17 protein-coding genes are annotated in these 13678 nt (G+C 50.8%); all 17 read right to left on the reverse strand.

Annotated elements, in window-relative coordinates; genetic code table 11:
• Positions 1–3: 3 nt before the first annotated feature.
• Positions 4–1119: a phage late control D family protein gene (locus KWG64_RS06050; RefSeq protein WP_218521247.1), complete on the reverse strand. Its 1116-nt coding sequence runs from the start codon at positions 1117–1119 to the stop codon at positions 4–6.
• Positions 1119–2111 carry a hypothetical protein gene (locus KWG64_RS06055; protein ID WP_218521248.1) on the reverse strand — a complete coding sequence of 331 codons (993 nt, stop codon included), beginning with the start codon at positions 2109–2111 and terminating at the stop codon, positions 1119–1121. The genes KWG64_RS06050 and KWG64_RS06055 overlap by 1 nt, the downstream gene beginning before the upstream one ends.
• A 10-nt stretch (positions 2112–2121) precedes the next feature.
• Positions 2122–3816, reverse strand: coding sequence for a hypothetical protein (locus KWG64_RS06060; RefSeq protein WP_255562097.1), 1695 nt, complete (start codon positions 3814–3816; stop codon positions 2122–2124).
• Positions 3809–4378, reverse strand: a complete 570-nt coding sequence (locus KWG64_RS25610; RefSeq protein ID WP_255562098.1) for a hypothetical protein — start codon at positions 4376–4378, stop codon at positions 3809–3811. The genes KWG64_RS06060 and KWG64_RS25610 overlap by 8 nt, the downstream gene beginning before the upstream one ends.
• 66 nt (positions 4379–4444) lie before the next feature.
• On the reverse strand, positions 4445–4810 hold the full coding sequence (locus KWG64_RS06065; protein WP_218521249.1) for a hypothetical protein: 366 nt from the start codon (positions 4808–4810) through the stop codon (positions 4445–4447).
• A gap of 61 nt (positions 4811–4871) precedes the next feature.
• Positions 4872–5309: a hypothetical protein gene (locus tag KWG64_RS06070; protein ID WP_218521250.1), complete on the reverse strand. Its 438-nt coding sequence runs from the start codon at positions 5307–5309 to the stop codon at positions 4872–4874.
• A gap of 181 nt (positions 5310–5490) precedes the next feature.
• The gene (locus tag KWG64_RS06075) at positions 5491–5877 is read right to left on the reverse strand and encodes a hypothetical protein (protein WP_218521251.1); all 387 of its coding nucleotides are present in this window, start codon (positions 5875–5877) and stop codon (positions 5491–5493) included.
• A 12-nt stretch (positions 5878–5889) separates the two neighbouring features.
• The gene (locus KWG64_RS06080; RefSeq protein ID WP_218521252.1) at positions 5890–6321 is read right to left on the reverse strand and encodes a hypothetical protein; all 432 of its coding nucleotides are present in this window, start codon (positions 6319–6321) and stop codon (positions 5890–5892) included.
• A 44-nt stretch (positions 6322–6365) separates the two neighbouring features.
• Entirely contained in the window at positions 6366–7913 is a 1548-nt protein-coding gene (locus KWG64_RS06085; RefSeq protein ID WP_218521253.1) for a phage tail protein, read from the reverse strand.
• 61 nt (positions 7914–7974) lie between these two features.
• Positions 7975–8172, reverse strand: a complete 198-nt coding sequence (locus tag KWG64_RS06090) for a hypothetical protein (protein WP_218521254.1) — start codon at positions 8170–8172, stop codon at positions 7975–7977.
• Between the two features lie 3 nt (positions 8173–8175).
• Entirely contained in the window at positions 8176–8997 is an 822-nt protein-coding gene (locus tag KWG64_RS06095) for a hypothetical protein (RefSeq protein ID WP_218521255.1), read from the reverse strand.
• Position 8998: 1 nt separating this feature from the next.
• A complete protein-coding gene (locus KWG64_RS06100; RefSeq protein ID WP_218521256.1) occupies positions 8999–9640 on the reverse strand; it encodes a hypothetical protein in 642 nt (213 codons plus the stop codon).
• Between the two features lies 1 nt (position 9641).
• Positions 9642–10034, reverse strand: coding sequence for a hypothetical protein (locus KWG64_RS06105; protein WP_218521257.1), 393 nt, complete (start codon positions 10032–10034; stop codon positions 9642–9644).
• Entirely contained in the window at positions 10034–10204 is a 171-nt protein-coding gene (locus KWG64_RS06110) for a hypothetical protein (protein WP_218521258.1), read from the reverse strand. The genes KWG64_RS06105 and KWG64_RS06110 overlap by 1 nt, the downstream gene beginning before the upstream one ends.
• 50 nt (positions 10205–10254) lie before the next feature.
• The gene (locus tag KWG64_RS06115) at positions 10255–11379 is read right to left on the reverse strand and encodes a P22 phage major capsid protein family protein (RefSeq protein ID WP_218521259.1); all 1125 of its coding nucleotides are present in this window, start codon (positions 11377–11379) and stop codon (positions 10255–10257) included.
• Between the two features lie 15 nt (positions 11380–11394).
• Positions 11395–12150 carry a DUF6651 domain-containing protein gene (locus KWG64_RS06120; protein ID WP_218521260.1) on the reverse strand — a complete coding sequence of 252 codons (756 nt, stop codon included), beginning with the start codon at positions 12148–12150 and terminating at the stop codon, positions 11395–11397.
• 121 nt (positions 12151–12271) lie between these two features.
• A complete protein-coding gene (locus KWG64_RS06125) occupies positions 12272–13666 on the reverse strand; it encodes a DUF4055 domain-containing protein (RefSeq protein ID WP_255562099.1) in 1395 nt (464 codons plus the stop codon).
• Between the last annotated feature and the right edge of the window lie 12 nt (positions 13667–13678).

Raw genomic sequence — 13678 nt, forward strand, 5'->3', positions numbered from 1 at the left:
CTCTCACTGTGAAACCTCCAATGCAGGACTGTGGTTTTTCCCTGAGATGGTCATCGTGTAACCGGTGTCCCAGCTCAATGTCCGGCGCACACTGTCGCAGTAGTAAAGCTGGTCAAAGGGACTGGCTGTCCCTTCAATGCGTACCATCGTTTCCGGCGTGAGGAGATTGTCGCCAGCAGTTGAGCCAGTGAATTTCATCTCATGCTGGATAACCTCTCGGTAGATTTTCTGGGCTAAAGCAGTAGCAGATTCAGGTGATAGCCCGTTTCGAATTACGCGATATACCTGCGTCTTAGCAGTTGCATTGCCCGGCGTAGTCCCTTTCGCATACTTTGGGTACGAGGCGATGAATTGTTGGTTTTTACGCTTTGCATTCCAGCTCAATACCTCGACAGTGACCCCCTTAGAAATGGTCAGTGCACGAGAAAATGAAAGGTCTTCTGACATGTTGCACTGCGGATAAGCCAGTGTGCCCGGCGGCTGCCAACGGATCACGTAGTTGTCAGCTTTTGCTGGATCAGTAACAGGAGCGAACACCAGATTCTCGCCATCCACGTAGACATTGAAGTTCTCAATGCCTGCCAGCGTGGTGATCAAGTCCCATTCCGTTTGTTCACCGGTCAGGTGCGCTGAGTCTATTTGGTAGAATTCGCCAAACCTGCCAGTCGTTGCCGTGACCACTGGCGTCAGGCCATGCCGCTGAGCAAGGATTGTGGCTATCTGTGAGCTGGTGTAGTTTTTGAAGCTCTCACCTGCCGATTTGGCGTCAATCATCAACGCTGTCAGGTCGCGCCCATCCGCCGTTATCTCAAATCGTGCCGGGTCAAAGTGCCAGGTGTCGATATTGCCGACAATCAGCCGCTTTTCATCTGTGCCGGACTGACTGATAACAGAAACTGAAAGCTCAACTTGAATCGTAGTCTGCGCCGCCCAGTAACTCAGCAATCCCATATCCGCCGGTAATGCCGACGTTGCCAAAGTCAGGTTAAACGTTCCTGCACCTCGGAATGAGTTGTTCTCAACATCAAACGAGACGAAAGGAACCTCTACCCCATTCAAAAGACAACGCCCGCTGATTTGGCGGGCGCTGGAGGTAATAATCGGATTGTTTACGTCCATTATTGGCTCGTAGGGTTAGATGGAATGATTATCGTGTTGATGCCGGTCAGTTGCGGGTCTGTCAGATTGTTTGCTGATGCCAGACTACTCCACAGAGATGCATCGCCATACTGGTCTGATGCGACCTGATAGAGATTCCCTCCGCTGAGAGTCACCGTCTTAACGCCGTCTGCCGTCTGCCCTGACTGCACGTTTTTGTTAAGCCTGCCGAGCACGCTTTGAAGACTGTAAAGCGCCGGAGTTCGGGTTGTTAAGTCGGCCTGAGTCAACAGATTGCTGATGGTTTTTGAAATTGGGTTGCCCGGAACAAGGCCGCCCAGCGTAGTGATATCGTTAGCCGCTGATTCAAGCTGCCCGATTGTCTGCTGAACGATGACCTGCGCCGCTACTATCGGCCTGACTATCGTCTGAACGGTGTCCACAGTGGCGTGGGCGATATCTGTTACGGCTTTGACCGCAGACTGAACAGTCGTCACGGCAGAGGTTACCGATGAAACGTTGATAATATTTGACAACCCCAGCGCGGTACCCACATCACTGTTTACCAGAGCATCAAGAGCACCGGTCAATGCATCCACGCGCAGTGGTGAAGCGTTGTTCGATACTACGGCCACTTCAATCGTGTATGGCCTGCGGTAGATGAACTCATACGTTGGCGTAAAAGCGGTGATGACCACAGTGAAGCTGTAACCATCAAGCGTCAATGTTACCTGCTCCCCAGCATCTCGCATTCTCTCCAGTTGCGTTACCCGGTCACCCGATTGCGCTCCTGTAAAAATGCCAGACCATGACAGTGGGTCATACTCAACACCAAGAACATCAATCGTGCGTTTGCCGCCGATCATTTGATGCAGAACTGTCTTCTGTTTGCCGGGTATCGCGATACGCTCAGGGACTTCGAAGTCGAGAAACTCGAAGCCCCCGAGGATTAGACGTGTTGCGGTTGGATCTAACCCCTGTGCGAAGTTATTCAGTGCGCTTGTGAACGACATGATCACTCCGTTAGTTGGTTGATGCTGCGCTTACTTGACCCGGGTATGTCATCAGCATGGACGAGTCGAAAGCACTTGGGCCAGATGGGGCTTTGGTCGCTTCTCGTGTCTGATGTTTGGTGACACCGGTCGCAATCTGCTTGCCGTCCATATTAATCGTGCTGTTAACTTGGATTGTCTGACCATTCTTAGGGGGAGGAACAGGAAACGTATTCGGCTGATAAGGGACGCCAGGGTTATTCTTTGCCCAGTTTTCTCTCATAAGCTTGTCGCGTTCGCTCATTTCCCCTTTCTGTCCAACGATCTGGTCATACGGACGACCTTCCCGCATAGCTTGTATTCTGTTGTAAATCTCTCTCGCATTTGCTGCCAGTACGCCTGCAATAGCCAGCGTCACTACATCCGGCAAGCCGCCCAGTGTTTTGCTTAAAAGCGGCAATCCTTTTGAGCCAGTTAATAACTGAATTGGAGACATCAAAGCGCCCGCCGCATGCTTCAGCAACCAGAAACCGCCACTAAGGGCCGCCAATCCCGTTACCGCTAACGCAGCCTGACCGACAAACTTCGCTAAATCAGGATATTTATGTGCGATATCCGTCATTTTCTGAAGCGTTGTAGATAGTGCATTTAATCCCTTGGTGAATACATCCAGCAGGCCGCCGTCTTTACCCATGACTAACTGAAGGTTCTCCCACTTTTTCTGAAAGTCGATCACCTTACCGTTGTAGGTTCCTCCGACTGCATCGTATGCAGGGTTGAGTCCACGAGCCATCCCATACGATTGCACGGAGTGTTCAATGGTCTTCATTTGCTTATCGATGAGGTTGAACATCTTGCCGCCAGTGCGCCCAAATATTAAGGCGTTTTCCCGCTGAATTTGGTCTTCACTGAGGTTTTGTTTTCTGTACACCGGAAGAATCATGTTTTCATAGAAATCTACAGGTGATTCGCTGAACAACTTAGAGTTGATAAGCGGGTTGCCTTTGAATTTCTTGATGCCGCCCTGGCTATTCCACTCGATTCTTTTGTTGTCCCATACCCCCATGTTAACCAGCTCATGCGCTACCTGATTTGGCAGTTTTACAATACCGTTAAGGCGGTTGTATGAGGTCATCAGTGCATCACCTGCCGCACTACCTTTGAGCTCACCAATGATGGGCTCAAGCTCAGCGAATAGCGCCTTGTTACTCAGGTTGAATGCTGAAGTACCAGCTTTTGCCATAAACTGTCGGTACTGCGTGAAATCTACGTTGCCGCCGGATGATTGAATTGCCTTGAAACCGGCATCCATAAGTTCGTTGAAGCGCTGTGGGCTCTTGAGACCGCCTGCCGTCTCAACAAAACGTAACATGTCCATTTGCTTCGCGGTCGTAGCCCCTCTGGCATGTTCATCAAGCCCCTGAGAAGCAAAGTTGATTCTTGCCAGAACGGGAGCGGCCATTTTTGCAGCTCGCAATTGCTCTTCTAAAGTTGCCGCTCCTGATTCACGAAACACCCCTTGAGCCTCAGTAAAATACTTCAGCATGTCGGTAGTTGATGATCCAAGTATTTGAGTTGTCTGAGCGAAATTTTCAGCATCTTTCCTGGCTGCTTCACCCATGCCGTACTGATTAAATTTCTCTGTCATGGTCTGGTATTTAGCAGCTTCATCTACAAAACCATCTAGCAACTTAAACCCCAAATAACCTGTTGCCAAATTAGTCATTCCATTGCTGTGTGATCCAGTGCCAGAATTTCCGTTTTGACCACCAGTACCAGGAGGCTGACCGCCCCCCCCCCCATCCGCCTGGAGGCACGCCATTCTTCCAACCATTCCAACTTGAACTTCCACCACTTCCAATCGGAGACGGCAAGCCCATGTAATTTCCACCACCACCTCCGCCATAATTCCGGCCACCTCCTGAAGAAGTCACGCCAGCAGCTGCGCCAAATGCAAGCATGGGCATTGCCCCTGACTGGGTCGCAACAGGCAAGTTTTTGACAGCCGCTTGAGCCTTAGTTGCCTGCTCTGACACTGATCGCATTGCCCTTGCGTACCCATTAGCATCACTTGTGGCGGCATTAAACTGATTTTTCATCACTCGATTCAAACCAGACATTGCCGTTGTGGCTTCTTTGGCAGCAGTGGTGACGGCTCTAATCCTTTTTGCCATCTGAACAAACTTGTTGTTCAACTCCAATGCGTCGCGGCTTACCTGCATCATCTGTCTGGAGATTTGGTCATCCAGTGCGATACGTACAGCGACGCGGTAAGCTTGAATATCCATTCTGACCTCGAATTTTAGGCAATAAAAAACCCAGCTCGATGGCTGGGCTCTGTGAATTCTCTAATATCAATCTATCGATTGAAGGAACGCTTTATAGGCATACCATTTTTCGCCGGATCTTGGCTCTATTACAGCGACGAAAAGCTTGCCCTTTTCTGGATATGCGGGCAGCAGATAATTTTCGTACGCAACAACCTTAAAAGGCCTAACTGAATAGCTTATGCACGAACCGTTATTCAACTGGCTTACATCTGCCTTACCACCTGCTATTGCGGTTTCCTCAATCTCTCTTGAGGCTATTGCCTTATCCAGACTTCTGCAAACCCAGCCGCCGTCTTTTAACTCGGCATTGCCTCCAACTTTAAGGTGCGCGGCATTTGAAATTTGTGGCAAAAGTAACATCGCAAGAGCTAAAGCCAGTGCAGGTTTCATATCTAAATCTCCGAAATGATTTGAACTGATCTTAGCACCCGACTGATGCAAAACAACGCAATTAATATGCCTTAAATCCGTGGATTATTGATAGTCCGACCTCATCCAGGAGGGAATCAACTTTACGCACATATGCTGGGCCGATGAATGGCCTCGGCGGAATTCTTAGTGTCCCCATCTCTTGCCAAAATCCTATTTCACTTTTTGTTCCGACAATCGCAGCCAACCCGATGACCTCACTTTCAATCGAATCTCTCAGCTCACCAGATCGCAGCAATGGTTCGTCTGCTGAGTAACCGGAAGAGACACGCTGCTCCATTGTTGATTGGGCAAGTGACTCCCATGCTTCAAATGGGCCAACTGAGGGCTGATAGATACCCAATTCTTCCTTGGCTGTTTTCTCGATATCCTTGACTACCATTTTAAACCTGACAGCCATTTCGATAGGTATTGCTTTTGAAGAGGCTGCAAATGCATTCGCGAATTCTTCCAAATCCATTATGTAACCTCCTCATACTGCATTGTATTCCAATTGAATTTATTGCCGTCCAATTCACTAATTACCACACCCATAGCTTTACGCTCGTGAGGTAGAAGTTCAGTTATTCCAGGGAAGATTACATTGAAAGGAACCCCGTTTTTCATCAAGTGGCACTGATTAACGAAAGCGGGGTTCTGGGCTAGTTTTTTGCTGCTTTATCCTGCGCAGCAGCCTCTTTCTCTGCATCGGCTTCACCTTTGCTGCGCAGGTACTTATTTACGGCAGCCATACCTTCCTTGCCAAGCATCACCAGCATGCTCTCTACCTGCTTGCTATTTGCCGGCACTGGGCAATCATCGCCATCCAGACTCTCTACCGAAGCCACTGGGAACACATACATGTTCATGTACATAACATTGAGCGCATATTCAGCACCCACCGCACACGTCAGTCTGGATTCTTGCAGCGGGTTAAGTTCGCGAAATTTAATAACGCGGCCTTTAGAATCGGTGATCTGATTTGGTTTTTCTTCCGCAACAACCGGCGCTTTTTCTTCTGGATTCTGATGCACTTTTAAATTAGCCATTTTATTCCCTTATTAAGCTACTTGAACTCGACGAGTAGCGGTAAATGTCATTGTCTGGCGTACAGTTTTGTCGCCTTCTTTTTTGCCAGGGTCAGTGAAATGGAGTTGCACTTTCTGATAACGCCAAACAGAAACGGAGCCGTTGGCTTCTGTGATAGTTTCAGTGATCGTCCCCGGCAGTCGTTCAATGCCGTTGTAGTAATCTGCTTCAAATTGAGCCCAATACGCGTCCAAGGTTGCGTCTTGACGCTCAGCCTCAATTGTCCCACCCCAGTTTTTCGGGATGAGCAACTCATCGGTTTGTCCGTTAAGCGGGATCACTTCGATGCTGTTTACTTTCGGTTTTGCATCAAAACTGATGATTACCGGAATGCGAATCGGCCCATTTGCCGTTGTAATGTCGACGGCGATGTCGCGGCCTAATGTGTAACCATTCTGCGGCATGTTATTTCTCCGAATAAAAAACCCGCCGAAGCGGGCTTAGGGGATTATGAGTTAGATACTGTTACGGAGACGCTGCCGCCGCCTTCCAGGTTAATCAGGAAGTAGCGAACCACGTTGAGGTATTTGACCTGCACGTCGGCGATCATGTAGCCCAGCGCGACTTGTGAGTCTGGGTTGTTTGATGCGTCCAATTTCACAGAAAACGCAGGGCCACCATTAGGGTCACCAATCATGCCTTGCAGTTCAAGGTTCGACAGGAACGACTCGATAGTGCTTTTTGTCTCACGGCGCAGGTCAGCTGTCTGGTCTTGGCCTACAACATCGCCGAAGCTTGCTGCAAGGGTGAGTGCCAGATAGTTGGTCATGCGGGTATAAGTGTCATCGTTGGTCGTGCTCAGAGAGCTGGTATTTCGACCTGACCGCATGCCGTAGTAATTACCGCCCGGACATGGGTTGGTGATGACATCTAAACGCGCTGAGTTAATCGCGCCGATTTCAGCGATTGAATAAGGCTGGTTAGCCAAATTGCGCTGCGTTGAAACCACTGTGCTGATGGACTTGTTCAGCGTTGAGATGTGTGGAGCACGTGACGCGATATTGGCAGCCTCAAAGGTTGCCGGTGCAATCATGCGATTGATGCCATTAACCGTATCTTTCCAGTAAGGCCAGTCGCCGACAATTGCCTTAAATCCATAGCTGTCCACACCTGCGGTATTAAGCAAGGTTGCCAGTGCTGCATACGTGGTACCAGCAGCGCCCTGCCCGATCACATAAGAGCCTTCAGCCATCGCAAAAGTCGCCATGGTAGGCCACGATGTGGTATCGGTCAGATCAATAAGGTTGATGACCTGCGAGTTAGTGCCGCGCAGCGCATACATCCCCTTGCGGGTTGTACTTGTCCCGTCCGTGCCGAGCAACACGGTATCGGTAATTGTAGCTACACCGTCTGTACCGCCGGTCAGGGTATAGGTCTGCGACACGTTTGGCAGGGCTGTACTCGTGCCGATTGTTGCTACGGCCAACTGACTTGCACCGCGCACGCTGGTTTGGCCGTTGTTCACCGCACTGACCAGATTCGCCCAGAGCGTTGCACCGGTACCGGCGATATTGTCGAACACTTCCGCACTTTGACCTGGCAGATTAATCGTCAGCTTGAACGTGTTGTTCGCGGTGCCAGCCGTAATCGCTGCCTGCATCGTGTTACCACGCGTGCCGGTGTAGATGGCTGTAAGCGTTGCACCTGTTACCGGGGTGGTGGCCACATCTTTAAGCGGGATGCTTGCTGCAACATCTGTACCATCAGTGACGCGCACGGCATTGATGTTTGTCGCGCCGAGTTGCAAAGAAATGGCGACTGCCGTGGAAAGGTCATATTTCCGCACTTGCTGAGCGCCGAGATATTGAGCCTGATCGTTAGCTGAACCGATGAGGTAAGCGCTGTTTACCGGCCCCCAACTGCCAATCCCTACAATACCGAGACCATCAGTGGCAACGCCGTTGATATAGCGGGTTTTCGGAGCCACCACCTGAACGTACAAATCAGGAGCCGTGAGCGCCGTCGTATTTAAACTGCCAGCTTGATAAATCGGCATGTTTTTACTCCAATAAAAAACCCGCTCAAGGCGGGTTCTGATGTGAATTTAGGGAGAGGATTTAAGCGGCGCGTTTAATCACGTATACAGCCTGCTCACCTTCGACAATCTCTTTAATCAGCGCTGCGTCCGTAATCTCTTCACCGATTTGATAATCGGCAAAGGCGTGGCGAACGACCAGGATAAAGCCAAGCCCTTTGTTCGATGCGCTCGTTACGGTTGAAGTGGCAGCGGGTGCCAAATCGTCAGAATCTGCCATGGTTTACTCCAGAATTGTTTTGATGGGGTTGTTTGATGTGTCTGCAATATGCATGACAGGCGCGACGACCTGAGCGGCATCGATTGTTTGAGTTGTTGCGTAATTCACCGTGTAAACAAAGTCACGGCGGTAGACGAGATAGTTCTCGCTGGCGTCGGACTGAAATGATCGGGTGTAAACCATGTAGGCCGGCGCTCCGTCAGAGAGTGAAATATTGCTCTCTTCTGATAGGGCTATATCGAGAGCCGAGGCTACCTTGTCGCGTAGCGCTGGCGTAGGCGACCAAATGGTTATCTGGAAGTCTTTCACCTGTCTGCGTAGCTCTCTGGCTGCCGTGCCGATACCACCAGTACGAGCTACGATTGAATTTCCGTTTGGGATTGTCACGACAGCTCCGACACTCGTTGCCCCGGCTATCTGAATTGCCATTGCCGTTGCAATAGTCGTCAGCGTGTCATTGCTTTGCACTGAGTAGTGATATCCGGTTTTATCAATCAGGAAATAGACGTTTGTGGGTGTTGAAACTGCACCGCTGAATGTGACGGCATGCCCTGACACGGTAGCAACCAACGTTGGCGTTCCCGTTGTGATAACTCGGTATGGCCGACCTAGCGTCACGCTCACTTTCTTCTCTGTAGGTAGCGGGTAAATGGAAATATGCACGCCGCCTGCGTTGATGTCAGTTTGCAACTTATTCGGAACCGGCCAGCCTGGGTAAACTTTGACGATTGCGCCGGTAATGCTCGGTGCGCCGGTTCCGTTTGGGTAAGCCACTGCCGCCGCCTTGGCAGCCAGCAGGTTCATTACGTCTGATTGGTCAGCCATATCACACCAAACCTTGCATGGCAGTTACACGCCATCCCATATCAGTGAGTTCAGCGCTGGAAACTACGTATCTGCGCCCGATGTCATCTGTGATGATGTCACTCGTTCGCAGGATAATGTCGCCGTAAGACGGGAACAGTAGGAGATACCACGGCGTTTTCGCATCTGCTGGCAGGTTGACCGGTAATTTCTCGCCCTTCGTGCCATTCAGGATGCTTGCAGGCCACCCAGTCATCAGAGCGACTTCGTTTTCCGCTGTTGTCCCGCCGTACTCGACCACACCACCGGCATCCGACTGACTGGTTCTCAGCACCGAAATAGTCCGGTTACACTGAACGCAGTAGATGGGCAAAGTCGTTTGCATTGCGGCCACGAAGAACACACCGTCCTCAGAATTTGAGAGAAAATCACCGACAACAAACTGTCGCCCGTCAAATACTCCAAGCCATGTGGCCTGCCCGTATTTGTTCGGTGCGCTGTAGGTAAAGTTAGTAGTGAATGAGGCATGAAGCGACTGTAATGGCGTGGTTTGCATGGGATTGAATGCGCTGGTAGCCCTGAACTGCTGAGCCACATAGCCAATCCTCTGTGCTGCCTTACCATAGCCGATATAGACTTTGTTTCTCAGCTTTGCTGCGTCCATATCAGCCCCTTATCAGCCGTGTTCCGCCCTGACCGAGAGATGGCCCCGGAGCCAACCCGATGAAGGCACACAGCTGGCGTCGCCAGAGGTTGTAAAGCTTCATCCGGTCATTCACTTCATTTTTGTTGTGATACCAGACGGCGGCCTGATCAGTGTCCAGATTGTCGCTTGAATCGGTCACTGCGACTTCTAAGGTCGCAATTGTCGTTAAATAATTAACAACTATCGTTTCCTCTTCTGGCCTCAGACTAATCAGGCGGTGGTATAGAGTTTGCCAGGTGCCGGGAGACACCCAGCCGTAGGCGAAATCGCGGCTATTATCAGCAACGGTATCGCCAAGCATCGGATAGCCGACATATCGCCTCACGTCTGCCATTTGCTGATCGGTTAGCATTATTTCGCCTCGTCTTTCTTCTCTAACCAGCCGCCGGAGTAATAGTTCTTCACTTCGTCTGGGTGCACTTGTGCTTCGTGCGGTGCCGGATGAACGGCAGCGTCACGAACCATCGTTACAAATACGATTTCTGGCTGGCCGTCATCGGTGCCATCAGCTTTCTTAGCCATATTGAATCTCCAAAATTAAAGCGCCGCCAGTTGCCCAGCGGCAGGCTTGATTAACCCAGCAGGATTGCAGTGTGAGCAGGCTTGATGTTCTGGCAGCCCCAAGCAGCAGCAATTTCGTAGCGAACGCGACGATACTGTTTGTACATGGAGACTTCGAACGCCATGCCGGTACGCGGGTCTTGGATCATGATGCGGTCATCAGCCATATCGCCTTCTTCCGGCAGTGCAGGAGCACGAGTTGCCAGAACAATCGCAGAGCGACTGAACGCGAAGTTAGCAGTGAACGCCGACACGCCAGTGATGGTTGAGCCAGTTGCTACCGCTGCGCGGAGACCAGGAGCGCCGATGGTGAATGAACCACCAGAGAGAGCTGTGGTAACGACATATTTGTATGCGCCGATAGTCACAACGTCACCAGCCAGAAATGTTCCGGTACCAGTCTGTGCAGGGATTGTGGTTGCGCCAACAGCAAGCGCACCATTAGTTACATAGTTTGCACCGGTGCCCGGCGTATGTGATGCCACGCCAGCAGACTCACGAATGGTGAAGCCGTGCAACTCCAGCAACGTACCCTGAGCACGAAGTGCGGTAGTACCGGCTTCGTTCGCTTTGGTCAATTGAGCCAGAGTACGCAGTGACGCACCGGAGGTGGTATCGATGACGCATTGCAGGTCGCTCAGCGGAGCACCGTTATCAGAGAGGATTTTACGCACCTGAGCAGTGTCGCCGAGATTGGTTGCAAACGGAGTTGTGCCCGCAGTGCCTGACGCACGAGACGACAGGAAAGCGAGGTTGCCCAAGTCCACTTCAATTTCGTTAACCAGAGTACGCATCGCTTGGGAAATCTGGTCGCGGCGGATATTTGCATAGCCTGGCCCGGTGATAACGCCTTTCTGTTCTTCACCAGTCCAGCGGAATGGAACCATGCGGGATTTGGTGATTGAGAACGGGATGTTGCTAATAACCTGATCACCGTCATCAGGTGGTAACTGACCAGGTGAGACGTTTTCAGCAGGTGCAGCTGGAGTGATTGGAATGCGGATCGCCTGATTAAGAGAAGCGCGTTCTGCTGTGGCATCCATGGTTACGGATGGAATAAAGCCAGACAGTTCGCGGGACACGACGTCCAATGATGCGTACAGGTCTGGAATAAGGCTGGTTAAGGTATTGGACATCGAATTTGATTCCTATTAATCGGTAATTTGAACACCAGCAATCGCCTGAGCGCTTTGTTCTTGCGGACTCAGTGATTCAAACTGGGAGCGTGTAATTGTTTTAGCGCCCGAACCACTACCGCCACCGCCTTGAGCACCTGAACCGGATGAGCCGGTGCCTTTGAGGATTTGGTCTTTGTACGGGTAATGCTCGACGAGGATTTCCATGGCTTCATCAAACTTCGCGACTTCACCAGGATTGCTGCGGCTGAACAGTTTGTTGCCTGCTTTGTCGTATGCGACGACTTCGCCACCTTCAAGTTTGAAATTGCTACCGAAACGCGCTTCTGCCAGATCGAACGGAATTGCGAGTTTTTCGGTGATGAACTTGGAGCGGGAGAAGCTGCCGCCGACCTTTTCGTTTACCAATGCTGCATTCAGGTCATCACGCTCTTTCAGGACAGGTGCGTATTTTTCCTCAACAGCTTTGATAGCCTCAAGCTTGACCTTTTCGACTTCACCGGCATCCACCAGTTTTTTGTCATCGAAATTTTTCAGGGTTTCGAGAGCTTTTTTCGCTGCCGCAGGGTCTGCAATCCCGTCAAAGGATTTCAGTGCTGTTTCAGCAGTTTCAGCGCGTTCTCGGTGTGATTTGGCTTCACCGTTAAGGCGTGAAATTGTCGCTACAGTACCAACCGCATCGAAAGCCACTTCTTTGCCATCGTCATGCACGTATACAGGCTTGCCATCTTGAACAACTACATGGCCTTGTTCGTCGAGTTTCAGTTTCATACTGGTCATCCAACCTTATTTCGTGAGCCATCCGACTCGTTGCGCTGGCCTGCATCCGCAGATTTCAGCAATAAAAAAGCCCACGCGTTATGCATGGGCTGATATGGGGTAATTAAGTGATTTACGCGCTGAGCTGAGTGGTTCCTGGCTTAGGCGGCTGCGATTTGATTTTCTCCTGCTCTTCCTTCCATTTCACTTCGGGACTAATCATCCCTCGGCGCTGAATTTCGGTGAACAGGGTTTCATTGGACAGGGTGCCGGCGACATTCATCTCAATCAGGATGTCGGCTGAAGCTTCTGCAAGCGTTGCTGCGCCGAAGTCACGGAAGATAGAGATATGTCCACCTTGTGGCTCCTTAATCCAGTCGGCGAGCAACTGAAGCGCCTGATTTGCGGCATCCTGCAAGTCGCCAACAATACGCTGCAATGCACAGGTGCCTGATTCGTCTTCTGCCATTGTCTGGGCTACGGTGATTCGCCCTGGCTTCACGACGAGCAATTCTGCGCCGATCTGACGCATCTTGTCTTCAAGGTCGAGAATATAAAGTCGGCCTGATTCGATAGCCTTGCCTGAGTGCTCGACATATTTCAGGTCAGCGTCGTCTTTGTCAGAAATTACGGCACTTGCTGCCCCTACAGTTATATCCTGATCGCTGTCCATGCCTTTGCCGAAAAGAATCGGCACGCGAGCAACATGAAGAATCGTCTGCTGGTCGCTTTTCGTTTGCCAGTGTTCAACGTTCAGGTAGGCAAGTTCTGCCATCGGTGGCCGTGAGCGCATGAAGCCTATCTTCTCGCCGTAAATCGGCACGAAAGGGATCTTGTTCAGGCTTGTTTTGCCTTCTTCATGGAGCAGCCACTTCACTTCTCGCGTTTGTGGGTCTTCTTTCTTTCGGTATGTCCGCCACCGGCCAATGTCCAGAACGCGCACTTGCTCAATAGTTTCTTCCTTGAACTCGTTTTCAGGTGATGTTTCGGCGACCATCTCAACAAACCGGAGTTTGGTGATCGTCTCAAGACCGTTGATACGCTTAGATTGGAAATCCAACAGGCATTCAGCATCAATTTTCACAAAGTAAGGCCGGAGACCTAGCGCCTTTTCTTCAGCGATGGTTTTTACGCCCTCTGAGTGAGGATAATCAACCAGTATGCCAGCAATGCCGTAGCCGAGAGCCGCCTCGCAAGCGTTAGCCAGGAAGCTATGCAGGTTAGTGCCTTGCAGGTCGATGTCGTCGAACATAACTTGAATGTTTTTAGGGACGTCATCGCCGGTTGTGATCGGACGGGAAAACGGCTTCCCGCTCAACACCTCAACCGTGCGTGGGAAAGCTGGGAACAGCGTCGCCGTATCTTTCCTGTTTTTGTAAAACCCTTCGTCTTCATTCGGCCATTGTGGCAAATATATCTTGCCTGCCTGCCGCATTGCTGGTGTGCCGCCGAGTAAGGCAGTAATCATCGGCCAACACGTGGCGATGGCCTCGATTTTTGCTGACCTTTTACGAACGTCATCAGTCATTTTTTTATCCAA

This window comes from Rahnella sp. PD12R (assembly GCF_019200965.1).
Taxonomy (GTDB): domain Bacteria; phylum Pseudomonadota; class Gammaproteobacteria; order Enterobacterales; family Enterobacteriaceae; genus Rahnella; species Rahnella laticis.

Coding starts and splice junctions, on each gene's coding strand:
- KWG64_RS06050 (WP_218521247.1), bottom strand. CDS start 1,119: ATGGACGTAAACAATCCGATTATTACCTCCAGCGCCCGCCAAATCAGC.
- KWG64_RS06055 (WP_218521248.1), bottom strand. CDS start 2,111: ATGTCGTTCACAAGCGCACTGAATAACTTCGCACAGGGGTTAGATCCA.
- KWG64_RS06060 (WP_255562097.1), bottom strand. CDS start 3,816: ATGACTAATTTGGCAACAGGTTATTTGGGGTTTAAGTTGCTAGATGGT.
- KWG64_RS25610 (WP_255562098.1), bottom strand. CDS start 4,378: ATGGATATTCAAGCTTACCGCGTCGCTGTACGTATCGCACTGGATGAC.
- KWG64_RS06065 (WP_218521249.1), bottom strand. CDS start 4,810: ATGAAACCTGCACTGGCTTTAGCTCTTGCGATGTTACTTTTGCCACAA.
- KWG64_RS06070 (WP_218521250.1), bottom strand. CDS start 5,309: ATGGATTTGGAAGAATTCGCGAATGCATTTGCAGCCTCTTCAAAAGCA.
- KWG64_RS06075 (WP_218521251.1), bottom strand. CDS start 5,877: ATGGCTAATTTAAAAGTGCATCAGAATCCAGAAGAAAAAGCGCCGGTT.
- KWG64_RS06080 (WP_218521252.1), bottom strand. CDS start 6,321: ATGCCGCAGAATGGTTACACATTAGGCCGCGACATCGCCGTCGACATT.
- KWG64_RS06085 (WP_218521253.1), bottom strand. CDS start 7,913: ATGCCGATTTATCAAGCTGGCAGTTTAAATACGACGGCGCTCACGGCT.
- KWG64_RS06090 (WP_218521254.1), bottom strand. CDS start 8,172: ATGGCAGATTCTGACGATTTGGCACCCGCTGCCACTTCAACCGTAACG.
- KWG64_RS06095 (WP_218521255.1), bottom strand. CDS start 8,997: ATGGCTGACCAATCAGACGTAATGAACCTGCTGGCTGCCAAGGCGGCG.
- KWG64_RS06100 (WP_218521256.1), bottom strand. CDS start 9,640: ATGGACGCAGCAAAGCTGAGAAACAAAGTCTATATCGGCTATGGTAAG.
- KWG64_RS06105 (WP_218521257.1), bottom strand. CDS start 10,034: ATGCTAACCGATCAGCAAATGGCAGACGTGAGGCGATATGTCGGCTAT.
- KWG64_RS06110 (WP_218521258.1), bottom strand. CDS start 10,204: ATGGCTAAGAAAGCTGATGGCACCGATGACGGCCAGCCAGAAATCGTA.
- KWG64_RS06115 (WP_218521259.1), bottom strand. CDS start 11,379: ATGTCCAATACCTTAACCAGCCTTATTCCAGACCTGTACGCATCATTG.
- KWG64_RS06120 (WP_218521260.1), bottom strand. CDS start 12,150: ATGAAACTGAAACTCGACGAACAAGGCCATGTAGTTGTTCAAGATGGC.
- KWG64_RS06125 (WP_255562099.1), bottom strand. CDS start 13,666: ATGACTGATGACGTTCGTAAAAGGTCAGCAAAAATCGAGGCCATCGCC.